30 protein-coding genes and 1 pseudogene are annotated in these 20,095 nt (G+C 62.8%); 3 read left to right on the top strand and 28 right to left on the bottom strand.

Annotated features, from left to right (window positions below; translation table 11 throughout):
* Positions 1-160: 160 nt before the first annotated feature.
* The 11 genes from EBN1_RS16920 to EBN1_RS16870 all read right to left on the bottom strand — a co-directional run bounded on the left by EBN1_RS16920 (position 161) and on the right by EBN1_RS16870 (position 4,755).
* The gene (locus tag EBN1_RS16920) at positions 161-499 is read right to left on the bottom strand and encodes an H-NS histone family protein (protein ID WP_011239189.1); all 339 of its coding nucleotides are present in this window, start codon (positions 497-499) and stop codon (positions 161-163) included.
* Between the two features lie 205 nt (positions 500-704).
* Positions 705-1,142, bottom strand: coding sequence for a putative toxin-antitoxin system toxin component, PIN family (locus EBN1_RS16915; protein WP_011239188.1), 438 nt, complete (start codon positions 1,140-1,142; stop codon positions 705-707).
* Entirely contained in the window at positions 1,142-1,432 is a 291-nt protein-coding gene (locus EBN1_RS16910) for a type II toxin-antitoxin system Phd/YefM family antitoxin (protein WP_011239187.1), read from the bottom strand. The genes EBN1_RS16915 and EBN1_RS16910 overlap by 1 nt, the downstream gene beginning before the upstream one ends.
* A gap of 83 nt (positions 1,433-1,515) precedes the next feature.
* Positions 1,516-2,007 (bottom strand): GNAT family N-acetyltransferase, encoded by a 492-nt coding sequence (locus EBN1_RS16905; RefSeq protein WP_011239186.1) that lies wholly within the window; start codon positions 2,005-2,007, stop codon positions 1,516-1,518.
* On the bottom strand, positions 2,004-2,291 hold the full coding sequence (locus EBN1_RS16900; protein WP_041646540.1) for a type II toxin-antitoxin system TacA family antitoxin: 288 nt from the start codon (positions 2,289-2,291) through the stop codon (positions 2,004-2,006). Before EBN1_RS16900 ends, EBN1_RS16905 begins: the two co-directional genes overlap by 4 nt.
* Positions 2,292-2,518: 227 nt before the next feature.
* Positions 2,519-2,962 (bottom strand): type II toxin-antitoxin system VapC family toxin, encoded by a 444-nt coding sequence (locus EBN1_RS16895; RefSeq protein WP_011239184.1) that lies wholly within the window; start codon positions 2,960-2,962, stop codon positions 2,519-2,521.
* A gap of 41 nt (positions 2,963-3,003) precedes the next feature.
* Complete coding sequence (locus EBN1_RS16890; RefSeq protein ID WP_011239183.1) at positions 3,004-3,315, bottom strand: helix-turn-helix domain-containing protein; 312 nt, start codon at positions 3,313-3,315, stop codon at positions 3,004-3,006.
* Positions 3,308-3,679, bottom strand: a complete 372-nt coding sequence (locus EBN1_RS16885; protein WP_011239182.1) for a type II toxin-antitoxin system RelE/ParE family toxin — start codon at positions 3,677-3,679, stop codon at positions 3,308-3,310. Before EBN1_RS16885 ends, EBN1_RS16890 begins: the two co-directional genes overlap by 8 nt.
* The gene (locus tag EBN1_RS16880) at positions 3,679-3,945 is read right to left on the bottom strand and encodes a type II toxin-antitoxin system Phd/YefM family antitoxin (RefSeq protein ID WP_011239181.1); all 267 of its coding nucleotides are present in this window, start codon (positions 3,943-3,945) and stop codon (positions 3,679-3,681) included. Before EBN1_RS16880 ends, EBN1_RS16885 begins: the two co-directional genes overlap by 1 nt.
* Positions 3,946-3,959: 14 nt before the next feature.
* Positions 3,960-4,439: a VanZ family protein gene (locus EBN1_RS16875; protein WP_011239180.1), complete on the bottom strand. Its 480-nt coding sequence runs from the start codon at positions 4,437-4,439 to the stop codon at positions 3,960-3,962.
* Positions 4,420-4,755, bottom strand: coding sequence for an H-NS histone family protein (locus EBN1_RS16870; RefSeq protein WP_011239179.1), 336 nt, complete (start codon positions 4,753-4,755; stop codon positions 4,420-4,422). The genes EBN1_RS16875 and EBN1_RS16870 overlap by 20 nt, the downstream gene beginning before the upstream one ends.
* 169 nt (positions 4,756-4,924) lie before the next feature.
* Here EBN1_RS16870 and EBN1_RS16865 point away from each other — a divergent pair, with 169 nt between their 5' ends.
* Together EBN1_RS16865 and EBN1_RS16860 are read left to right on the top strand one after the other, a co-directional pair.
* Positions 4,925-5,173 (top strand): type II toxin-antitoxin system Phd/YefM family antitoxin, encoded by a 249-nt coding sequence (locus EBN1_RS16865; protein ID WP_041646538.1) that lies wholly within the window; start codon positions 4,925-4,927, stop codon positions 5,171-5,173.
* The gene (locus EBN1_RS16860) at positions 5,170-5,556 is read left to right on the top strand and encodes a type II toxin-antitoxin system VapC family toxin (protein WP_041646537.1); all 387 of its coding nucleotides are present in this window, start codon (positions 5,170-5,172) and stop codon (positions 5,554-5,556) included. The genes EBN1_RS16865 and EBN1_RS16860 overlap by 4 nt, the downstream gene beginning before the upstream one ends.
* Here the strand turns inward: EBN1_RS16860 and EBN1_RS16855 are convergent.
* The 14 genes and pseudogenes from EBN1_RS16855 to EBN1_RS16790 all read right to left on the bottom strand — a co-directional run bounded on the left by EBN1_RS16855 (position 5,546) and on the right by EBN1_RS16790 (position 17,390).
* Positions 5,546-5,890 (bottom strand): HepT-like ribonuclease domain-containing protein, encoded by a 345-nt coding sequence (locus tag EBN1_RS16855; protein WP_011239177.1) that lies wholly within the window; start codon positions 5,888-5,890, stop codon positions 5,546-5,548. The genes EBN1_RS16860 and EBN1_RS16855 overlap by 11 nt on opposite strands.
* 333 nt (positions 5,891-6,223) lie before the next feature.
* Positions 6,224-7,447, bottom strand: coding sequence for an ISAzo13-like element ISAzo13 family transposase (locus tag EBN1_RS16850; RefSeq protein ID WP_011237251.1), 1,224 nt, complete (start codon positions 7,445-7,447; stop codon positions 6,224-6,226).
* 54 nt (positions 7,448-7,501) lie between these two features.
* On the bottom strand, positions 7,502-7,855 hold the full coding sequence (locus tag EBN1_RS16845; protein WP_011239175.1) for a VanZ family protein: 354 nt from the start codon (positions 7,853-7,855) through the stop codon (positions 7,502-7,504).
* A 15-nt stretch (positions 7,856-7,870) separates the two neighbouring features.
* Complete coding sequence (locus tag EBN1_RS16840) at positions 7,871-8,032, bottom strand: hypothetical protein (RefSeq protein ID WP_157866643.1); 162 nt, start codon at positions 8,030-8,032, stop codon at positions 7,871-7,873.
* A gap of 395 nt (positions 8,033-8,427) precedes the next feature.
* Positions 8,428-9,162: an IS21-like element ISAzo4 family helper ATPase IstB gene (gene istB / locus EBN1_RS16835; protein ID WP_011239173.1), complete on the bottom strand. Its 735-nt coding sequence runs from the start codon at positions 9,160-9,162 to the stop codon at positions 8,428-8,430.
* Between the two features lie 22 nt (positions 9,163-9,184).
* Positions 9,185-10,747: an IS21 family transposase gene (gene istA, locus EBN1_RS16830; protein ID WP_011239172.1), complete on the bottom strand. Its 1,563-nt coding sequence runs from the start codon at positions 10,745-10,747 to the stop codon at positions 9,185-9,187.
* Between the two features lie 205 nt (positions 10,748-10,952).
* Positions 10,953-11,282: a hypothetical protein gene (locus EBN1_RS16825; protein WP_157866642.1), complete on the bottom strand. Its 330-nt coding sequence runs from the start codon at positions 11,280-11,282 to the stop codon at positions 10,953-10,955.
* 295 nt (positions 11,283-11,577) lie between these two features.
* Positions 11,578-12,036: pseudogene (locus tag EBN1_RS16820) on the bottom strand (IS110 family transposase); the annotation flags it as partial.
* Between the two features lie 321 nt (positions 12,037-12,357).
* A complete protein-coding gene (locus EBN1_RS16815) occupies positions 12,358-13,917 on the bottom strand; it encodes an ATP-binding protein (RefSeq protein WP_011239169.1) in 1,560 nt (519 codons plus the stop codon).
* A 40-nt stretch (positions 13,918-13,957) separates the two neighbouring features.
* Complete coding sequence (locus EBN1_RS16810) at positions 13,958-14,302, bottom strand: VanZ family protein (RefSeq protein ID WP_041646536.1); 345 nt, start codon at positions 14,300-14,302, stop codon at positions 13,958-13,960.
* Between the two features lie 223 nt (positions 14,303-14,525).
* Positions 14,526-15,311 (bottom strand): hypothetical protein, encoded by a 786-nt coding sequence (locus tag EBN1_RS16805; RefSeq protein WP_157866641.1) that lies wholly within the window; start codon positions 15,309-15,311, stop codon positions 14,526-14,528.
* A gap of 68 nt (positions 15,312-15,379) precedes the next feature.
* The gene (locus EBN1_RS16800) at positions 15,380-15,958 is read right to left on the bottom strand and encodes a hypothetical protein (RefSeq protein WP_011239165.1); all 579 of its coding nucleotides are present in this window, start codon (positions 15,956-15,958) and stop codon (positions 15,380-15,382) included.
* A complete protein-coding gene (locus tag EBN1_RS16795; RefSeq protein WP_011239164.1) occupies positions 15,949-16,749 on the bottom strand; it encodes a TIGR04255 family protein in 801 nt (266 codons plus the stop codon). Before EBN1_RS16795 ends, EBN1_RS16800 begins: the two co-directional genes overlap by 10 nt.
* Before the next feature lie 314 nt (positions 16,750-17,063).
* Positions 17,064-17,390 (bottom strand): UDP-N-acetylglucosamine 2-epimerase, encoded by a 327-nt coding sequence (locus EBN1_RS16790; protein WP_011239162.1) that lies wholly within the window; start codon positions 17,388-17,390, stop codon positions 17,064-17,066.
* Between EBN1_RS16790 and EBN1_RS16785 the strand changes: the two genes are divergently transcribed.
* Positions 17,373-18,943, top strand: a protein-coding gene (locus EBN1_RS16785; protein ID WP_085938654.1) for an IS3-like element ISAzo10 family transposase whose coding sequence is annotated in 2 segments (ribosomal slippage) — positions 17,373-17,805 and positions 17,805-18,943 — 1,572 coding nt in all. Because the reading frame shifts where the segments join, the coding sequence is not laid out codon by codon here. The genes EBN1_RS16790 and EBN1_RS16785 overlap by 18 nt on opposite strands.
* 12 nt (positions 18,944-18,955) lie before the next feature.
* Here EBN1_RS16785 and EBN1_RS16780 read toward each other — a convergent pair.
* The 3 genes from EBN1_RS16780 to EBN1_RS16770 are packed head-to-tail and all read right to left on the bottom strand — an operon-like array spanning position 18,956 to position 19,929.
* Positions 18,956-19,156 carry a hypothetical protein gene (locus EBN1_RS16780; protein WP_041646535.1) on the bottom strand — a complete coding sequence of 67 codons (201 nt, stop codon included), beginning with the start codon at positions 19,154-19,156 and terminating at the stop codon, positions 18,956-18,958.
* A 21-nt stretch (positions 19,157-19,177) separates the two neighbouring features.
* A complete protein-coding gene (locus EBN1_RS16775) occupies positions 19,178-19,651 on the bottom strand; it encodes a ribonuclease HepT family protein (protein WP_041646533.1) in 474 nt (157 codons plus the stop codon).
* Entirely contained in the window at positions 19,648-19,929 is a 282-nt protein-coding gene (locus EBN1_RS16770) for a nucleotidyltransferase family protein (RefSeq protein WP_011239154.1), read from the bottom strand. Before EBN1_RS16770 ends, EBN1_RS16775 begins: the two co-directional genes overlap by 4 nt.
* Positions 19,930-20,095 lie beyond the last annotated feature (166 nt).

Genomic DNA, 20,095 nt, shown 5'->3' with positions numbered 1-20,095 from the left:
CTAAATATAGAGCCCAATTCAGAGCTGGACAAGCTGCTTGTCACCGCCCTGTTCGATGCCGCAAAGACAGTCTGGCCATCGTGCGTCTCCTTGTTCGTGGATTCTCCTGCGTAGACAGTGGCAAAGGTCAAGCACTCACAGCGCGCAAGCAAGACGCGATTCATCGCACTTGCGCTTCTTCATCCGCAATCAGGAACGCCTCCTTCGCCTTCCCCGCTTCCAGCTCGGCCTTCAGCCACTTCGGCATCACGCCGCGGCCGGACCAGCTCGCGCCGGCCGCCGGGTTGCGATATTTCGCCTTCACCGTTCCGCGCTTGCCCGCAGCCGGTTTCTCGCCCCGCGCCGGCGCGCCGAAGCCCAGATCGGCCGCGCTCAGGTTGTAGTCGCTGATCTTCTGCCGGATGTCGGCGATCACGCCGGCAATCTCGGCCTGCCGCATTTCTTCGGCCTGCTGCTTGAGCGCTTCGATCTGCGCGAGGATTTCCTGATAGGTGCTCATTCCGCGTACTCCGTTTATGTTCCTCGAATTTTCCGACCGGCGCGAGCATATCCCAACAGGGCGGCAAAATCGGTGATCGGCGACGTTTTGCGACGGCTCGCACACGAAGCTTCAGGGGCACGCGCGGGTTAGCCAGACGAGACTAATTTCGAATTTCAGGAGAACCCTGCACGATCGGTCAAACGGAGCGATGGCTGAATCCACCTCACAAACCGCCATGCCTTTTCCAGAACTCCGCAGGGGTGACGATCGGAAAACGTTCGGCCAAAACGAGCAGGTCCTTGTCGCCGGTCACCAGGTAATCGGCGCCCTCGTTGTCGCGTGCGGCAAGCAAGGTGCCCAGCACCGGGAGGTCATTGATATCTCGCAGTTCTGCTTCGGCCGCCGGCAAGGGGTCGATCACCACGGCGAGGATGGAGAGGATGTCGACCAGGTCGTCAATCTCGGTGGCCGACAATCCGTGTCGATTGGCGAGTCGAGGGAGAACCCGTCGCAACTCGTCCAGGATGAAGGACGACAGCACGACATCGACGGAGCCGTGGCGCCAGGCGGCCATGATCTTGCCCGGCACGCTACCCGGGTAGGCAATGCCCGAGAGCAGCACATTCGTGTCGAGAACGACGCGCAGCGTGTGCGACGCCATCAGCGCGGCGTTGACGAGCGATGCTGCGCACGCTCGAGCGCAACTGCCGCGTCGATTTCGTCCAGGCCCTGCGCTTCGGGCACAGCAGCAAATCCCGCTTCGATGCGCTCGCACAAGGCCTCGAAACGCCCCTGAATGCGCCGAATACGCTCGAACAGGCGCGCATCGACGAGGGCCGCCACCGGCTTCCCGTCCTTGTTGATCACCACGCTGTCGTGGCGGTACTGCACCTGATTGAGCATCTCGCCAAGGTTCTGCCTGAATGCCACTGCACTGGTCTGGGTAATCATTGCCCGCTCTCCTCTCTAACCATAATGATCATAACGGTTAAAATGGGCAAATGGGGCAGCTCTTTCATCATTACTGTTCTGCGTTACGGCCCCTCGCGCAGATCGGCAATGGTGGCCATCAAAGTCATGGGATCGAGGGGAGACGGGTCGAATCCGGCACGCTCGTAAAATGCCCGAGCGCTCTCCGACAAGGCATGAACGATCATTCCACGAATGCCAATGGCGTCGGCTGCGGCAAGCACGCGCAAACACGCATCACGCACCAGGGCACGACCGATGCCGCCGCCCTGCAACGATCGATCGATGGCAAGCCGTCCCAGAACCACAACCGGAATGGGATCGGGCATGTTGCGCCGTAGGCGACCTGTGGCGGCTTCCGCTGCTACCGCGCTGGACGCCAGCGCGTAGTAGGCAAGCACCCGTTTGCCTTCGCAAACCACAAAAGTGCGTGACGCACCGCTGGCCTGGTTTTTCAGGGCGCGCTGTTTGAGCCAGTGATCCAGATTCTCGACGCCACAGGCAAATGCGCTGGTGTCGTGGTGCGCAGTCAAGGGTTCTGGCGCGGTCAGACTCACCGCTTGTCCCACGGCGCCGGTGTTTGCAAAGTCTTTTTCAGTCGCGGATTGAGTGCAGGGGATCGGTCCAGACGCTCGACAAACTCGGCATAGGCGTCTTCACTGACCAGGAACAAAGCCTGATCCAGCAACGCCTCTTCGGCTGCATTGCGTGCCGCGTCCAGGATGAAGTCGGTGCGGTTCTTGCCCCGCACCTTGGCCGCGCGGTCAATCAAACCGCGCACTTCGGGCTTAATGCGCAGATTCAATGTGTCGCGTTTGGCGATGGAATTGGCCGCAGACATGATCGTCGCTCCTCTTGCTTGAGGTTGCCAGTATAGGAAGACGTAGAGGCATTGTCATTACAGTTACTATCGGGTCAGCGTGCTCGTCGCGACTGAACAGGACACCGCTCGCACTGGGGTCGGAGGGGTCCTTTTTCGTCAAGCGTGGAGTGCTGGCTTTCTCTTCCACCTCGAAGCTGATCGCCAGATATCGGAACTGCTCGAGCGTCGTCCGAATCAACCGCTCCTCATCGGGTGCCCGGGAAACCCAGCAACTCCATCCGCGTAACTGCGCTGAACGCACACTGGCTCGCAGTCAAATGCCTGGTAGCCAGCGTCTCCAGAACGGCAGGTGAAGACTTCAGCATCCCGAGGATGAAATTGGTGTCCAGCAGGAACTTAGCGCCATTCATCGCGCAGCCGCCGCTGGATGAGCTCGGGGGGTTCATTGAAAGTTGTCGAGTGTTCCAGCCCGTCGCACAAATCGCGCAAATCGCGGCCGCCTGCGACCGATGCGGGCCCGGCATGCCTGGCCCGCAAGAACTCGGCGAAGTCGAGGACTTCGGCCAGCAATGACTCGGGCAGCGTTCGATGCCTTCGATCAGCGCGCTGACCGATTCGGGCTCCGTCAGCACCGCGATGCCGGGATGCTCGCTGCACAGCACGCCGAGCGTGGTATCAGCGGTAATCACCGAAAAATCGGGATCCTTCCCGTCCGTCCCCGATTTTTCAATTAAACCATCTTGATGACCAGTCGCTTGCCGCAGGCGTGTGCGTACTTGCGCAGCGTGGCGAACGAGGGCGAATGGCTTTCGCTACGAATGGATGCTTCCAGACGCGACACGGCGCTCTTGGTCGTGCCCATGCGCGCAGCGACTTCTTCCTGCGTCAGGCCGGCTTGCTTGCGCGCCTGGAGCAGCTCGTTGAGTGCCGCGTACTCTTCCTCCAGTCCGTCCCACGCAGCCTTGAATCCCGGCCGTTGCATGGCACGGGCAAGTTCGGCCTTGGTGTCCAGGCGAACCGGCTTGAAATGCTCTTTATCCATGTTTGACCTCCTTCAGTCGCTTGCGGGCAGTCTTCAGCTCCCGGTCTGGAGTTTCCTGCGTCTTTTTGATGAAGCTGTGCAGGATGACGATCTGGCGTCCGACCAACGTGCAGTAGAACACTCGGCCAATTCCTTCCTCACCCTTGCAGCGCAGCTCGAAGAGGCCATCGCCCATGGCGCGAGAGTGCGGCAGGCGCAGGTCAGCACCGTGCTCTTCCATCAGGAAGATGAGGCGCAGGAAGTCAGCGTAGATGCCGACTGGCCATTTGGTGATTTCCTCCCGCACGCGCTCGTTGAAGTAACTGACTGTCCAGTTCATGCCCTGGATGTTAGCGATTTTGCTAACATCCAGGACGAATGGCATCAGTCCCTACCGTCTTCGATCGCCTGGCGAACATCCATGTCCAGAGTCAAGCCCTGCCGCAGTTCCCGCAGCCGAGCAAAAGTACCTGCCACCCGTGCACGCCGCGACTCGGTGGACTCGGGCGGCTCCTCGGTGGCGACGATCCGAGCGACCGCCCGCCCGCGCCGCGTGATGATCACCTGCTCGCCATGCTCCACGGCGGCGAGGAGCTCAGAAAACCGAGTCTTTGCTTCGTAGACTGGGACATAACGACACTTCCTGAGCAAGTTGGCTAACCCGATTATAGGCGCAGCCCCGCAGGGCAGCGTGAACTCTCCGCCCCGCCCGACGCCTCTTCACCTCCATGGCGCACACCGACTGGCCCCAGCCGCCGCCAAAACGCCCGCGAGGGCGAGCGCTTGATTGCAAAGACCCTGTCCCCCGCTCGGGGATCGCGTCCCGGCAAGGTGGTCTGATGCAGCTCGTCGGTGACCCCGAACAACGCCACCGCCACGCCTGCCCGGACGAGCGGCAGCGAAAAACCGCGCACCAGCGACAGCGCCAGCACGCTGAACGTGGTCGCAAGCATCAGCTTGTCCCACGGCCCCGCGACCGCCTGCGTGTGGCCGCCGCCGGTGAAGAGCGCGACCACTGCCGCCAGGGCGACGATTTTCCACACCCGTTCCCCGCCCGCGGCGGGCACCCCCGAAATCCCGGCTCCGGATTTCATCGCAATCGATCCCCGTCGCGAACGCAATTCATCACACTTGCGCCCCTTCATCCGCAATCAGGAACGCCTCCTTCGCCTTGCCCGCATCCAGTTCGGCCTTCAGCCACTTCGGCATCACGCCGCGGCCGGACCAGCTCGCGCCGGTGGCCGGGTTGCGGTATTTCGCCTTCACCGTCCCACGCTTGCCCGCAGCCGGTTTCTCGGCCCGCGCCGGCGCGCCGAAGCCCAGGTCGGCCGCGCTGAGGTTGTAGTCGCTGATCTTCTGCCGGATATCGGCGATCACCCCGGCGATCTCGGCCTGCCGCATTTCTTCGGCCTGCTGCTTGAGCGCTTCGATCTGCGCGAGGATTTCCTGATACGTGCTCATTCCGCGTACTCCGTTTATGTTTCTCGAATTTTCCGACCGGCGCGAGCATATCCCAACATCGCGGCAAAATCGGTGATCGGCCACGTTTTGCGACGGCTCGCACACGGCACTTCAGGTTGCACTCGCAGGTTAGCCAGACTAGACTAATCTCGAATTTCAGGAGAACCCTGTGCAATCCGTCAATATGCTTCAGGCAAAGTCTTCGCTGTTCCGTTTGGTCGAAGCCATCGAGCTAGGGGAGGAACGCGAGATCGTCATCGCCCGTAATGGCCGCCCGGTCGCCAAGCTGGTGCCGATCGACACGCTGCCGGAAGGCCAGCGCCTCGGTGTTGCGAAAGGCAAATTCGAGGTGCCGGACAACATCGACGCCAGCAACGAGGAAGTGGCGCAGCTGTTCATGGGCGGAGAGCAATCTTGAATCTGCTTCTGGATACGCACGTCGCCCTGTGGGCAATCACGGACAGTCCGAAGCTGCCGCACAAAGCCAGAGAGCTGATTTCGTCGCGCAAAACCACGGTTTGGGTCAGCGTTGCAAGCGTATGGGAAATTGCCATCAAACATTCGCTCGGGCGCGGCGATATGCCCGTCTCCAGCCAGGATGCAGCGCGCTACTTCGGCGAGTCGGGCTATCGATTGCTACCGATCGAAGCCGAACATGTCGTGGCGGTCGAGGACCTGCCTGCACACCACCAGGATCCGTTCGACCGGATTCTGGTGGCGCAGGCGCTTGTCGAACCGATGCGGTTGATGACGCATGACCATCTCGTGTCGCGTTACAGCGATACGATCATCAAGATCTGAGCTCACGGCGATTCGGCCGCCGGCCGATAGAGGGGGCCGCGCCCCTCGGGCCGATCGCCCCGATGGTCCAGTAGCCATGACTCACCCGGTTTCGCATGGCGTACAGTGCTGCCCAAGGGATCTGGACGTTCTGCTGCGCGAATTCCGGCGCATGCAGGCTGACGTTGCGGGCGGCCTCGCCGATGATCTCGATGTTGCGAACGACGGCATCCTGCAGTTGCTCGTCCGCGGTGAAATCGAGCTGCGATTTGCCAAACGTGTAACGCTGGATGCGATCAGCGGCATCGCGCACGGGGTGCACGTAGTCGTTCAGCCGCAGGGCCTTCTTGTTCATACTGCTTGCGCCTCGTGCAGGACCTGACTACGGAACTTGGGAGGTAGCGCCGCCGGGGTGAGCACGCGGCCCTCGTCCTTATGCACGTACACGGGATACAACATGTTCCTCACCTCCAATCCCATCCGGCCTGCCGGTAGATGTTGCGCAGCGATCAATCCTGTTGTGTATTTATGTGTAATGAGAGAAGACAGCCCTTTTGCCCGCCCGGTTACCGGGCAAGGACAAAGTGGGTGTCCCTTTGTTCGCGCTGATAACCTGATGCTGGAAACCAGAACACCTCGTTTCGTCCTGTATCCTCAATTAGGAATTGTTCGCAAATAACCTGAACAATTATTGGGCTCTGGGGCTGATTCGATAATTCCATTCGCCATGGAAAGGATCGCGTTCGATATTGATAGCGGCGAATGCGTCGTCAGGGACCTTGACTCCCTTGGGATAGATGTTGGTGTCGAGTTGCGCGCGCACTGCCAAACCGGAACGAGTCGTTGTGGAGCCGATCAGATTGACGATGACCTCATGGCTGATCAACGGGCGACCGCGCCAGTTCATGCTGATGAACGAGAATAACCGGTGTTCGATCTTGTTCCACTTGCTGGTGCCCGGCGGGAAATGGCAAACCCGAACCGGGAATCCAAGATCGTTGGCCAGCGTCTGCAATTCCTGCTTCCACAGACGCACTCGAGAGCCGTTGCTCCCACCGCCGTCTGCCGTGATCGTCAATTCGCGGGCTCCGGGGTATAGGGCTTGGCCCATGGCGAACCACCAGCGGCGGATCGACTCCACTGCAAAGGCCGCGGTGTCATGATCGGTCCCTACACTGACCCACCCCTGGTCTGCGCCAACGTCATAGACGCCGTATGGGTTGGCACGTCCCAAATCGGGATCAATGAAGTCATGCACCTTGACTTCGACCGGCCGGCCGGCCTTCTCCCATTCCCGACCGGCATTTTTGTAGGCGCCGACCAGCTCCTTCTTTTTGGTGTCCACCGAGATGACCGGCTCGCCCGCTTCGAGCGCAGTTCCGACGCGGGCATTGATCTGGATAAACTGAGCATCGCGATCCGGATGATCGCCCCCTTCAAGCGTCTTGGCATTGGCCTGCAGGCTGTAGCCTTGCGCCTTGAGCAGTTCCCCCACGACGACATGGCTCACTTGATGCCCCTGGCTACGCAGTTCGTCGGCCAATTTCCGCAAACTCTTGCAGGTCCAGCGCAGCGGCGACTCAGGGTCACCCCGTGTCACCGGGTCAATCAGCATTTCAAGGTCGGACAGCAGGGTGGGATCGGTCTGCGCAAGCTTCTTGCGCCCCCCGCCCAAACGACGCACTCGCCCTGGCGGCAAAGGGGCGGACTCCGCAACCGCGTCAGATTCCAGCTCACCCAGGCCAGCCGTGATCGTTACGCGCGATACCCCCGTCGCCCTCGATACGGCCGAAATGCCGCCTCGGCCAAACACCTTCGCCTCCGTCGCTACAAACAGCCGACGCTGTCGCTCATCCAGCCGGCTCGACAAAAGCTGGTAACGCTGCTCAATCTCATCATCGGTAGATGCCATTTGCGCAGCATAACGGCGTCGACCTTACTGTTCAAGTTGTTTTTTAACGAGTCCTTAGCGCACTGCTGGCGCGCCCGCACTGCAGCTGAACCACGCTCCGCACCGCCACGCCATGAACCCCAGCGTCACCCCCACCGCATCGGCCAGCCAATCGTGCCAGTCGCCATAGCGCCAGCCGGTGGCGTCCTGGGCCAGCTCGATGAACACGCCATACACCAGCAACGCCCCCACCACCGCCACCGGCCAGCGCGGAAACGCCCACAGGCCCAGCACGGCCAGCGCGGCAAAGGCGCCCGCGTGCTGCGCCTTGTCCCACACGTTGAAGGCCACCGGCGGCAGCGCCGTGCCGGGCAGCAGCGACAGCACCGCCACCGCCAGGCAGGCAGCCGCAAACAGCGCGCTACGCATCACCTACACCTTCACTCACTCCAGCGCCGCCACAATCTGCTTCACCGTCTGCCGCACCGCAAACCGCTGCTCGAACAACCCCAAACACCGTTCCGCCAGCCCGGCGTCCGTCTCGATCTGCGCCAGCAGCTTTTCAGCCAGACCCAGCAAGTTCTCCACCTGGTTGTCTTCGCACACTTGGCCCACCTGCTCATCGCTCGCAATCCCGGTCGAGCGCGGCCAGCACGCGCGACAGGCGGATGATCTCGGGCCGGGTGCCGACCACGGACATGACTTTCAGTTTTTTCATATTCGTCTGCAAAAAATAAAAAGCCGCACCATGCTCCACGACATGATGCGGTTATCGGGCCGTACCATCAGCCCCGGTGCGCATTCCGACGAACGTGACCGCCTGCACCGACGAACGTGACCGGGGGGTCTGCGCGCGAAGCGTGGTGTTCAGATTCTAACCGTGTCGGTCACGATCACGGTCAATTCGGGGCACGGCGCAGGCTTATCCACAGGCGGCCGCCAGCGCGCCTCATACGCTGGCGGGCGGGCGCCTGTGGGTAAGGCGTCTCGCGCGCACGGCCTCATGCCTTTTCCTTTCTTCTCATCGACTCGCCCTTGAGGGCGAGCTTGTGCGCGGCGTGCACGACGCGATCGAGGATCGCATCGGCGAAGGTCGGGTCGCCCAGGTAGGTGTGCCAGTGCTCGATCGGCAGCTGGCTGGTGATCACGGTCGAACGCGTGCCGACGCGGTCGTCGAGCAGCTCCAGCAGGTCGCTTCGCTCCTGCGCCGACGGCGCGGCCAGGCCCCAATCGTCGATGACGATGAGATCCATGCGCGCGAGCTGCATGAGGCGTCGGCTGAAGCTGCCATCGGCATGCGCGATGCGCAGCTCCTCGAAGAGCCGCGGCAGACGCACGTAGTAGGCCGCGAGGCCCTGCCGGCACGCCGCGTTGGCGAGCGCGCAGGCGAGCCACGTCTTGCCGCTGCCGGTGGGGCCCGTGATGAGGCAGTTCTGGTGGTGGCGAATCCACTGGCCGGTTCCGAGCGCGGCGATCTGACTGCGCTCGAGGCCGCGCCCGGCGCGGTAGTCGACGTCCTCCAGGCAGGCGGCAGCGGCTTTGATGCGGGCGGCCTTGAGCAGCCGATCGATGCGTTTGCCGTCGCGCAGCAGGCACTCCCGATCGATGAGGTGCGCCAAGCGCTCCTCGAAGCTGAGCGCGGTGATGGCGGGCTGGGTGAGCTGCTCCTCGAAGGCGCGGGCCATGCCTTCCAGGTGCAGGGTGCGCAGTTGTTGCAGGCTGTGTTGCATCAGCATCGATGTTCTCCGGTGGGTGGAATCAGTGGTAGTAGCGCGCCCCGCGCAGGTTCTCGTGCACGGCGGGGAGCGCCAGTTCGGTTTGGCTAGCGGCAGTGGGAGTGGGGAGCGGTGCGCGGTCGAGCCCGCTCTTGAGGATCGAGGCGACACTGCGGTAACGCATTGCCCCGAGGGTGACGGCGCGGGTCGCCGCGGCTTCGAGGCGTTCGTTGCCGTATTGACGACCGAGGCGCATCAGCCCGAGGCATGCCCGGTAGCCCTGCTCGGGGTGCGGCATGCGTTCGAGTTGGTGGCTGACCACCTGCTCGGTGTGAGGTCCGACCGTGGCACCCCAGGCGATGAGTTTGCCCGGGGACCACTGACGGTGCGCCTGATGCGATGCGGGCATGTGCTCGGTGAGCGTGGTGAAAGCCCCGTGCCGGTGGCTTCTCGCATGCACCGCAACGCGACGGCCTGCGGCAAAGCATTCGATGCTGCTCGCGGTGATGCGCAACTCCACCGGTTGGCCGGCGAGCGCATACGGCACGCTGTAGTAATGCCCGTCGAACTCGACGTGGTAATCGATGTTGGGCTTGGCCCGCTTCCACTGGGCGAACTGGAAGGGCGTGGCCGGCAACGGGCGCAGCGCCGGCCGATCGAGCGTCTCGAACGCTTCGTGGCGCGAGCCTGGCAGGCGCCGGAAGGCACGCGTGTTCAGCGGCTCGAGTAACGCGGCGATCGCCTCGTTCAACTCCCCCAGCGAGAAGAAACGCTGATGCCGCAGCCGCGCCAGAATCCAGCGCTGCACGATCTGCACGCCGACTTCGACCTTGGCCTTGTCCTGCGGCTTGTAGGGGCGCGCGGGCAGGATCGCCACGCCGTAGTGCGCGGCGAACTCGGCGGTGGTGCGCTGCAGTTGCGGTTCGTACCGGTCGGCCTGCCCGACGAGCGAGCGCGTATTGTCGGGCACCACGAGCTCGGGCACGCCGCCGATGAAGGCCAGCGCCCGGGCAAGCGACCCCAGCCAGTCGGCCTGCGACTGCGTCGCCGTGGCACAGGCGAAGGTGTAGCTCGAGGCCCCGAGGACCGCGACGAAGATCTGCGCGCGGGAAATCTCGCCCGTGTCGGCGTCGACGATCGGCACCGTGTCGCCCGCGTAATCGATGAAGAGTTTCTCGCCGGCGCGGTGAACCTGGCGCATCGAGCGCTTGAGCGTGCGGGCGAACGCGCGGTACAGGTCGCAAAAGCGCGAGTACTGATAGCTCGGCCCGTCGGCCGTCTGCACGTACTCTTCCCACAGCAGCGCCAGCGTAACGTTCTTTCGCTTGAGCCCCTGATGCACCGCCGCCAGATCCGGCGGCACATTCGCGACGCTCGCGCCACGTCCACGCCGGGCGACCCCCAGCACCCGGCGCAACTCTGCCTCGTCGGCCGCCGACAACTCGGCCCACGGCCGGCCGCACTCCTCGGCCGCCTTCACATACTTGGCGACCACGCCTTTGGAAATCGACAGCGCGCGGGCAATGCGCTCATGCGACAGCGCGCAGTCGTATTTGAGCCGTAACAGCTCCCTGATCTTGTGCATGGCAATCCGCTCCGCCGGCATCCTCGGTCTCCGCGCAAAGCGCGCGAGGGTAGCCGGCCTGACAAACGACGTTGCCACGCTTGGCCTCACAAACCCGTTCCGATTTGATCGTGACCATTGATTCCGACATCGTGACCGCCCATTCCGACAACTCGCCGAAATCGGTCACGATCAAATCGGAATCCGCGGTCACGACCGCGGATTCACCGGTCACACTATTTCGGAGTCAGCGGTCACGTTGGGTCGGAATCCGCACCCCGGGTTCGGAAGGCGTCACACCTTTGTCAGCATGTGCTCCAGATGCCGTTGCTTCAGACGCTCGGGTAATTCCTTTTGAACGTAGTCGGCGATCGATTTCTTGCTCTGCTGCAGCAAGGCGATTTCGGATGGCGTCAATCGATTTGAAGCCAACCAGGTACTCTGCCTCGTTGGCCGTGAGGGCGTCTGGCTCGATGCCGAAGACTTTTGTGAATTCATCGTCAAACCGCTCCTTGATCAGCCGCACAAACTTCTCGCCGGGCACAAGCGCCGGGTTGCGACCTGCATTGACCAGCACCGACCTGGTCGGATTGGACGATTTCCGTATCTACCCGTCCCTGAAAAATCGCGGCGCACACCGCAGCCAATGTTTGCGGAATCGCATTACCCCCTGTCGCTTCCTGGTGGGGTGGTACCCCGCATCAAACGACTATTGAAAGTGCGGAATCGAAGCGCTGCGCGCTGCTGCGAACCGGTGCGAACTCGATCGAAAAGCCTGCCGGTACGCCCTTGGGTGGATGATCAAGCAGGTTTTTCGCCCTGATTGGTCGCCGATATGCGGCCTCAACCTCGTCTGCTTTCCGGGGCCAGTTCAGCCGCGACATCTCGCGCAGCGCGCAAACCTGCTCATCCGGCCGATGCGCCTGACTCAGCAGTCCGAAGCTGTGCAGTTGTTGCAACCACTGGCAATCAAGCACGTCGGATTTGCGCGCCTTGACGTGGCGTACGCTTTTGGCATCGACCAGCCACACCTCAAAGCCACGCGCCTGCAGAAGCTCGTACAGCGCTATCCAATACACCCCCGTCGATTCGAGCGCGACGGTATCGATGCGGCACGCGCAAAGCCAATTGGCAACCGCGACCAGGTCTTCGGTGTGCGGTCCGAATTCGCGCACCGCGGGCTCGCCTTTGCCTACCCGATCAGGCGGCACCGCCACATAGTGGCTTGCCCCGCCGATGTCGATGCCGGCAGCGTTGGGATGCTTGATGCTCAACGGCTCGACCGGTGTGCCGTCAACTCCGCGTCGGGTCGGACCAACTCGTTGCGCCATGTTCTCTCCTTGAGTCAAGGTCGCTCGCGGACGTGGGCATGTCGATACGCTCAATCTCTCAATCGGGATGTCGGACAGACCCGCCGGTGGCCAGCACCAACGCGCCAGGGGACTCACCATACTCGCCGACGATGCCTCAACCATACTCAGAGGACGGGCTCCAGGGCACCAGTGCTCAGTCGGTCTTTGTCCACAAGCAACTCCCCGAACACTACCACCGCCCTGTTTCTTGCCAACGCCTTTCGACCATCGGGCGAATATCCCACTCAGCCCGAACGGATTCATTGGAATGATTTTTCTGGAACGGATTACTAGAACATCCTACGAGGAGGCCGCATCGACCCGCTCGACCTCGAACCCCACCACACTGCGGCTGTCGCGACTGAACTCCACCCCAATCAGGTGGATCGGCTCACCGCGGGCGCGGTACTTGTCGGCGTAGGCGCGGTCGCGCAGCTGCTGCAGCGCCTTGCCTTCGGGCACCAGCTCCACCACCTTGAACTCGAACAGATAGACGTTGCGGTTGAACAGCACCGCCATGTCGATCCGACCGCGATTCGTCACATCCTCCAGCCGAATATCCAGCCCCAGCGCGGCGAAGTGGCTGTAGAACACGCTGGCGTAGTAGCCCTCGTACTGGGCGATCGGGTTGTTGCGGTACCAGTCGTGCGGAATGCTGGCGAAGAAGGCGGTAAACAGCTGCTGCAGGCCGGGGAAATCGTTTGCCGTTAACAGGTCGTAGAGCTGGGGCAGGTGCACGCCGTGTCGCGCCGGGTCGTCGGAGAGCACCTCCAGCAGGGCATTGTTGAGGCTGCTGCGCACCTCCAGGTTCGGGTAGCGCAGCGTCAGCTGCATCAGGCCGGGCAGATAGCGCACCGAATCGATGGTCAGATAGCCCGCCTGGAACATCAGCGCCTCGGTCGGAATCCGGTCGACATCGAAGCTCGAGAGCAGCGACTCGAGCGCCACCACCCTTTCGAGGTCCGGCGTAAAGGTACGCCGCGCCGTCAGCAAATCGACCAGAAAAGTCGGCGTCCCCGTCTCGAACCAGAACGGCCGGAACTGCCGCTTCTGGAACAGCAACAACAGATCGAACGGGTTATGGACCGATGTCCCCGTCCAGTTGTAGCCGTTGTACCAGGCGCGGATCTCGTCCCGATCCAGCCCGGGCAGCTCGGGGGCGAACACCGTGTCGACGTCCTCGTCGGTATAGCCACAGAGGGCCGAGTAGCGTTCATCCAGGGTGATGTCGTTGAGGTTGTTCAGCCCCGAGAACAAACTCACCTTGCTGAACTTCGACACCCCGGTGAGCATCGCGAAGCGGATGTGGGCATCCTGGCCCTTGATCACCGAATACAGGTTGCGCAACCCGTCGCGCATCTCGCGCGCGATCCCGGGCCGGGTCAGATTGTCCAGGATCGGCTTGTCGTACTCATCGACCAGCACCACCACCCGCTGGCCATGCACCTGCTCGGCCTGGCGAATCAGCGCCCCGAAGCGGCCGGCAACGCTGGCGCGCTCGACGGTCAAACCCAGTCGCTGCTCGTTTTCCGTCAAGAGCTCGTCGATCCGCTCATCCAGCGCCGCGCGGCTTTGCAACATCCCATCGCCAAAGCTGATCCGCAGCACCGGAAACCGCCGGGTCCAGTCCCATTTCCCATGCGCAGCCAGCCCGCGAAACAGCGGCTCATTCCCCTCGAACAGCTCGGCCAGCGTGTCGAGCAGCAAGCTCTTGCCAAAGCGCCGCGGGCGCGACAGGAAGTAATAGTTGCCTTCCTCGATCAGCTGCAGCGCGAAGCCCGTCTTGTCGACGTAATAACAGCCATCCTCGCGAATGCGTGCGAAAGTCTGAATACCGATGGGCAGCTTCTTGCGGGACATGAGGGCCGGCTCCGGAACAGCGAAGCTCCGATTGTAGCCGCTACGCCACGCCCATCCTTCCCCGCACAACCCCGGCGCAGCGCCACGCTGCCCAGCCCAGCGTCACCCCCACCGCATCGGCCAGCCAATCATGCCAGTCGCCATAGCGCCAGCTCGTGGCGCCCTGGGCCAGCTCGATGAACACGCCATACACCAACAAGGCCCCCACCACCGCCGCCGGCTGGCGCGGAAACGCCCACAGGCCCAGCACGGCCAGCGCGGCAAAGGCGCCGGCGTGCTGCGCCTTGTCCCACACGTTGAAGGCCACCGGCGGCAGCGCCGTGCCGGGCAGCAGCGACAACACCGCCACCGCCAGGCAGGCAAGCACAAACAGCGCGCTACGCATCCTCACCCCAGCAGCTCCTGATAACCCCCCATCGTCCGCTCAATCACGATGCGCTCGTCAAACTCCGCCAACGCCTTCTCCCGCGCAGCAGCCCCCAGGCGTTGGCGCAGTTCGGGGGAATCGTGCAGCCGGGGGCGTTGGCGGTGATCAGGGGCAGGGCGCAGGCGGCGGCTTCGATCAAGCCTTTGGGCAGGCCCTCGCGGTAGCTGGGCAGCAACACGAATCAGCGCAGCTCACTCGCCGATAGCTCAAAGGGCATCGGATCGGGCGGGTCGCCACGCAGCGAAAGGTGTTCAAGCGGAAAACGCCGGAAGGAACGCACGAACCCATACGAAACCTCGTCCTCCAGCTTCACAGTTCCGCGAGCATCAATGCCGGCACTTCGAATCAAATCGACCAGTGCCTCCACGGTCTTGCTTACCGACGAGAGCTCGCCACCACGGAACCCCGGCACCAACGCCAACAGATCGAGCGCGTAACGCTCGCCCTCGAGCAGGTCACGGTCCGGGTTCAGTCGTGCATAGAGCCCCGAGACGTCGGGTGAAAGGCGTGCGTGCAACTTCTTCTGTTTGTTTCGAGCCGTGTCGAGGAGATTGTTGAAGTCATCCGGAAAGGCTGCGCGGACATAGCGCTGTGCCAGCCAGTTGACCAGCATGTCCAGGTCCGCATGCAGGATCACACGCTCGTCATCCGGCAATATTTCGACCAGCGCCCCGCGATCGATGACGACCCGATCCCACGGCAAGAACTGAAACCAAACCTGATCACGTCCGTGCCTTATCGGCACATGCAAGCAACGAGGATGCTTACCGCCGGTGCAATTGCCTCGCAGCTTCAAGGCCGCATCGTCCTCGGCCCGGCACCCAACAAGGATCTCCACGAACGGTTCGCCTTCGAGCCGTTCATGCGTCAGATCGCAAGACTGGCTCACCACCAAGCCGATCACAGCGCCCGCAGGTCGCCCCTCGGCGTAACACTCGCCCAGCAGTCCGGAGTCGTCGCACTGCAAGACGCTCCCCTGTCGCCAACCCCGATCTGCAATTCGCTTTCCAAGCTCCGCCATCGATCAACGGCCCCTCAGCGAAATGGGTCGGCAAAAGTGCGCTTGGTTGCCAATTCGCGCTCCATTGCAAGACGGCCGCCTGCGAACTGGATCGCTGCAAGGTCCAGCGGATCGGCTCGCAGGAGATCGAACAAGTTCTTCTCGTGGATGATCGGGGCGGTCATTGCAGTACCGGGCACGCCGAATCCTGATCGCTCCCAATCGAGCGCGGCGCGGCGCAGCTTATGAATGCGGGTCAGCTTTGCCGGCCGGGGCGCCGAACCATCGCGCCACGCATAAACCGTCGGTCGCGTCACGCCGCCGCAAACCTCGGCTATTTGCGCCACATTCAAGCCAAATGCGCGCGCGATCAGATCCAGATCGGCAGCGACACCCGCACCGGTCCGGGCATGGTCGCGCGTCTGCTCGGGCTGCGGAAGCGACGGAAGAACGCGCATCCTGTCACCGCCGCCCGATGTATCCGAAAAAAAGCGCATCAAGATACCGCCGCTTGCCTGGGTGACAACACCAGCCCCTTCACCCTCGGCCCCTCTGAAGATGACTGCCATGAATCCCTTTGGCGCGCCTGCAGACCCGCTTCGAGTCAGTTCCATCGCTGTGTCCTCGCAAACTCCTTCGTCACTTTCCAGAAAGCCTCACGGGCCGGCTCATGTAGCCGGGTGAGCCGATCGCTCGCGGTATCGACGTCGAAGGCTACGCCTTCAGCCTCCGCCACTTCCCAGTAATGGTCGAAATCCAGCACCGCCACAGGCCGGTCGGGCGGCACATCGACCCGTAGCGGCAAACCGAACTGCCCCAGCAAGTCGGGCATCATGCCCAACCCATGCATCCCGGCCAGTGCCCGCACCACCAGTGCTCCCGCCGTGGTTTGCACCACCGTCTCGCTCAGGTGGCGGACCACCGCGCCACTGCCGGCGGCAAGGGGTGAAAACGGCAGCAACGGCGCCTCCACATACTGCTCAAGCAGTTCATCTGGCATCGGAATGATGGCGTCATTGTAGCGCAGCCCCACCCGGTGCAAGGTCACAGGCTGCAGCGTCTCGATCAAGGCCTCGAGCACCGCCAGGCAATCGCGCGCGAAGCCCTCGAAGCGCGGATACATCGTCGTGGCATAGGCGATCCGATCCACCTCGAGGTGCACCGAAGCGCCAGACTCCGGCGCCCGCCAGATCACATAGGGCGCCGGCATGATCGTCACCCCTGCGTCGCCCAACTGCACCTGCTGCGCCACGCCCTCGGTCATCTCCCCGAATCGCGACGCCATCCGCTCCTTGAGCATCGCCAGCGCAGACGGATCGAACGTCACCCGAGCAAAGCGAAATTCCGCCAGCACCAGCGTCAGCGGCTGCCGTTCAAGCTTCGGATAGCCCTCATCGCGCACCATGCCACTCCCCCTCTACGAAGCGTTTCTATACACCGAACTATACACTTCGACCGCAAGCCCTCAGGAAGTTCTTTCGACTGCAGCAGCTTGAACCGCTCCCCGTAGGAGCGGCTCCGCCGCAACCCCCCGCTCCAATAGGAGACCCCACCAAACAGCGCTCCCCCCCATCCTCACCCCACCAGTTCCCCATAAACCCCCATCGTCCGCTCAACCACGATGCGCTCGTCAAACTCGGCCAATGCCTTCTCACACCTGGCAACCGTCTGACCGGTGCAGCACAACCCCGCCGCAGCGCCACGCCACCCAGCCCAGCGTCACCCCCACCGTTGCTCGAACAACCCCAAGCAGCGTTCTGCCAGCCTGGTGCCCGCTTCCATGTGGAAGATCGGGATCTTGCGCCGCTTGGCCGGGATCACCGCCAGGCAACTGTTCGTATCGCCCAGCACCAGCATCGCTTCGGGCAGGACTTCGACCAGCACCTGGTGGTCCACGCCGATGATCAGGTTGCCGATCGTATGCGCCGCCCCGCTGCTGCCAGCCGCGCTGTTGAGGAAGCCCTCTGGGTCAAGATAGTTGTCGCCTCGATAGAATCCGAAACCCGAGGGCGATAACGGAAGAACGAAGTGGCCAGATACGGACAAGCATTCAAGGACAAGGCGGTAGCACGGTTGTTGCCACCGGAGAGCGCATCGGTGGAGACGGTTTCCCGCGAACTGAGCATTTCAACGGCCACGCTGGAGCGGTGGCGCGCGGATGCGCTGTCCAGGCCCGCTCGCGAGCGGGCCTGGACAGCGCCGGCCCGATTCGAGGCAGTGCTGGTCACCGCAGCGATGGACGAGGCGAGCAAGAGCGCCTGGTGCCGGGAGAACGGCGTGTATCCGCAGGAGCTCGAGCAATGGCGCACGGCGGCCACACAGGCGCTGGCCGACCCCGAAGACGCGGCGCGCACCAGCCACCGGGAACAGAAGGCCGACCGGCGTCGCATCAAGGACCTCGAGCGCGACCTGCGCCGCAAGGAGAAGGCCTTGGCCGAAGCCGCCGCGCTGCTGGTGCTGTCAAAAAAGCTCGAGGTGATCTTTCCAACGGACAAGGACGAGGACGCATGATCGGCCTGGAAGATCGCCAAACGATGGTCCGCCACATCGAGACTGCTCACGCAGCCGGTGCGCGCTTGCGCCCGGCGTGTGAGCTCGCTGGCATCACCGTGCGTACCCTGCAACGCTGGAAGGCCGAGGACGGCCTGCAGGTCGGAGACCGCCGGCCTCTGGCCGAGCGCCCGACGCCCGCGCATGCGCTCACCGACGAGGAGCGCGCCCGCGTCCTGGCGGTGGCCAACGAGCCGCGTTTCGCCGATCAGCCGCCGGCGCGCATCGTGCCGGCGCTGGCCGACGAAGGCGTCTATATCGCCAGCGAATCGAGCTTCCAGCGCGTGCTGCGCGCCCACGGGCAAACTCGTCACCGGGGTCGCGCCCGGGCGCCCCAGCGCTCGCGCACGCCGACCACGCATGTGGCCACCGCGCCCGGCCAGGTCTGGTGCTGGGACATGACCTATCTGCCCACGCAGGTGCAGGGGCGCTGGTTCTATCTCTACCTGATCCAGGACCTCTACAGCCGCAAGATCGTCGGCTGGGAGATCCACGACGCCGATGACGCTGACCATGCGGTGAGCCTGCTCAAGCGCACCGCGCTCTCCGAAGGCGTCCACGCGATGATCGACAAACCCGTGCTTCACGGCGACAACGGCAGCACGCTCAAAGCCACCACGGTGCTCGCGATGCTGCACTGGCTGGGCGTCAAACCGTCGTACTCGCGCCCGCGCGTCTCCGACGACAACGCCTACGTGGAGTCGCTCTTCAAGACGGCGAAGTACCGCCCCGAATTCCCGGCGCGCGGCTTCGCCACCCTGGAAGACGCCCGCCTCTGGGGACACGACTTCGTGCGCTGGTACAACTTCGAGCACCGCCACAGCGGCATCCGCTACGTCACGCCGGCGCAGCGACACGCGCTGGAGGATCGGGCGATCCTGGCTGCACGCCATCAGACGTATCTCCAGGCCCGCGAGCGCCACCCCGCACGCTGGTCCCGTGGGACACGCGACTGGACCCCGATCGGCGCGGTCACGCTCAATCCGGAGCGCGACGCGGTCGTACGCGACCACTTGCATGCTGAAGACATAGGGCGGTTGGTTGCATGAATCAGGCGACAACTATCTTGACTTGTTCCGGAAGTGATCCGGCTTGCGCACCCCCAGGTCGTCGAAGAAGACCTGGTTCAGCTCGTAATCGTAGTTCTGGCCGGTATGCACCAGCACATGCTCGCAATGCCGGTCGAGCGCGGCCAGCACGCGCGACAGGCGGATGATCTCGGGCCGCGTGCCGACCACGGACATGACTTTGAGTTTTTTCATTGGGATATTCGAACGGTCGAGTCAGGAAGCAGCCGGGTAGGCTTGCGTGACAAAATCCTGGATTCTTTCGTGGATAGCCGTGAGGTACGGAGCGTTCTCTACCAGCTTGTTGAGGGCCTGAAACAGTTCGTCCGGATCGTCCTCATATTCGTGACTGACCAGATTGCGAAGTTCTCGGAGTTCCTTCCATTTCTCCCCACTGTCAAGGATCCCAAGCTTTTCCATCAGCGCAAGAATTGCTCCGAACGGGGTGGTAGCGCTTTCCTCTTCAATGGCGATGCTTCGCATGGTCTTGCCGATCTGCTCCTGATACGCGGCAAATCGGGTCGTGAAGGCGGAGACCGTCTCGCGCTCGTCAGGCGTCATTCCGGCAATATCGCCCAGCTGTATCTTCCGGAGCGGAGAAGCCATCTTTCCAGTGGAGTGCTGCAAGTCGGCTTGCATGCGAGCCAGGTAGCCGAGCTTTTTGTGAATGATCCTGAGGTTTTCGGTCATTTCAAACGCACTCCAGTTGATCTTGCAATGCGATGAATCGGTTTGTCGCCTGTGCCTACGATCAGGTCCACTTTCAGGTCGAACAACTCGGTAAGCGCTGCCTTGCAGCGAACCTTTCGCATGACGTCCGTGGAGTCAGCTTCCACGTAGAGGTCCACATCGCCACCGCGCTGGTTGTCGTCAGCGCGAGAGCCAAATAACCATATCCGGGCATTTTCGCCGTATTGACTGGCGATAATGTCGGAAGCAAGATGAGCCTTGTCGGCAGAAATTCGCATGTGCGCACTCCGTTCCTGGGGCATCTTGCAGTTTACAGCGAGCACGCGAACGTGTCGGGGTGGGCGCGGTGGCCTCGCACAGATCGACCATGTGCTGCATCTGCCTTGCCGTGGCGTTCGGCTTGGCGAGCAGAACCAGATCGATGCCGAAGATATCCGAGAACGA

The organism is Aromatoleum aromaticum EbN1 (genome assembly GCF_000025965.1).
Classification (GTDB): Bacteria; Pseudomonadota; Gammaproteobacteria; order Burkholderiales; family Rhodocyclaceae; genus Aromatoleum; species Aromatoleum aromaticum.
The sequence above is the reverse complement of the archived record's forward strand: the minus strand, read 5'-3'. Positions and strand labels throughout refer to the sequence as shown.

Excerpts from the sequence above, each read along its gene's own strand:
- EBN1_RS16920 (WP_011239189.1), bottom strand. The coding sequence starts at position 499 with ATGAGCACCTATCAGGAAATCCTCGCGCAGATCGAAGCGCTCAAGCAG.
- EBN1_RS16915 (WP_011239188.1), bottom strand. The coding sequence starts at position 1,142 with ATGGCGTCGCACACGCTGCGCGTCGTTCTCGACACGAATGTGCTGCTC.
- EBN1_RS16910 (WP_011239187.1), bottom strand. The coding sequence starts at position 1,432 with ATGATTACCCAGACCAGTGCAGTGGCATTCAGGCAGAACCTTGGCGAG.
- EBN1_RS16900 (WP_041646540.1), bottom strand. The coding sequence starts at position 2,291 with ATGTCTGCGGCCAATTCCATCGCCAAACGCGACACATTGAATCTGCGC.
- EBN1_RS16890 (WP_011239183.1), bottom strand. The coding sequence starts at position 3,315 with ATGGATAAAGAGCATTTCAAGCCGGTTCGCCTGGACACCAAGGCCGAA.
- EBN1_RS16885 (WP_011239182.1), bottom strand. The coding sequence starts at position 3,679 with ATGCCATTCGTCCTGGATGTTAGCAAAATCGCTAACATCCAGGGCATG.
- EBN1_RS16875 (WP_011239180.1), bottom strand. The coding sequence starts at position 4,439 with ATGAAGGGGCGCAAGTGTGATGAATTGCGTTCGCGACGGGGATCGATT.
- EBN1_RS16870 (WP_011239179.1), bottom strand. The coding sequence starts at position 4,755 with ATGAGCACGTATCAGGAAATCCTCGCGCAGATCGAAGCGCTCAAGCAG.
- EBN1_RS16855 (WP_011239177.1), bottom strand. The coding sequence starts at position 5,890 with ATGAACAAGAAGGCCCTGCGGCTGAACGACTACGTGCACCCCGTGCGC.
- EBN1_RS16850 (WP_011237251.1), bottom strand. The coding sequence starts at position 7,447 with ATGGCATCTACCGATGATGAGATTGAGCAGCGTTACCAGCTTTTGTCG.
- EBN1_RS16845 (WP_011239175.1), bottom strand. The coding sequence starts at position 7,855 with ATGCGTAGCGCGCTGTTTGCGGCTGCCTGCCTGGCGGTGGCGGTGCTG.
- istB (WP_011239173.1), bottom strand. The coding sequence starts at position 9,162 with ATGCTGATGCAACACAGCCTGCAACAACTGCGCACCCTGCACCTGGAA.
- istA (WP_011239172.1), bottom strand. The coding sequence starts at position 10,747 with ATGCCGGCGGAGCGGATTGCCATGCACAAGATCAGGGAGCTGTTACGG.
- EBN1_RS16815 (WP_011239169.1), bottom strand. The coding sequence starts at position 13,917 with ATGTCCCGCAAGAAGCTGCCCATCGGTATTCAGACTTTCGCACGCATT.
- EBN1_RS16810 (WP_041646536.1), bottom strand. The coding sequence starts at position 14,302 with ATGCGTAGCGCGCTGTTTGTGCTTGCCTGCCTGGCGGTGGCGGTGTTG.
- EBN1_RS16800 (WP_011239165.1), bottom strand. The coding sequence starts at position 15,958 with ATGGAACTGACTCGAAGCGGGTCTGCAGGCGCGCCAAAGGGATTCATG.
- EBN1_RS16795 (WP_011239164.1), bottom strand. The coding sequence starts at position 16,749 with ATGGTGCGCGATGAGGGCTATCCGAAGCTTGAACGGCAGCCGCTGACG.
- EBN1_RS16780 (WP_041646535.1), bottom strand. The coding sequence starts at position 19,156 with ATGAAAAAACTCAAAGTCATGTCCGTGGTCGGCACGCGGCCCGAGATC.
- EBN1_RS16775 (WP_041646533.1), bottom strand. The coding sequence starts at position 19,651 with ATGACCGAAAACCTCAGGATCATTCACAAAAAGCTCGGCTACCTGGCT.
- EBN1_RS16770 (WP_011239154.1), bottom strand. The coding sequence starts at position 19,929 with ATGCGAATTTCTGCCGACAAGGCTCATCTTGCTTCCGACATTATCGCC.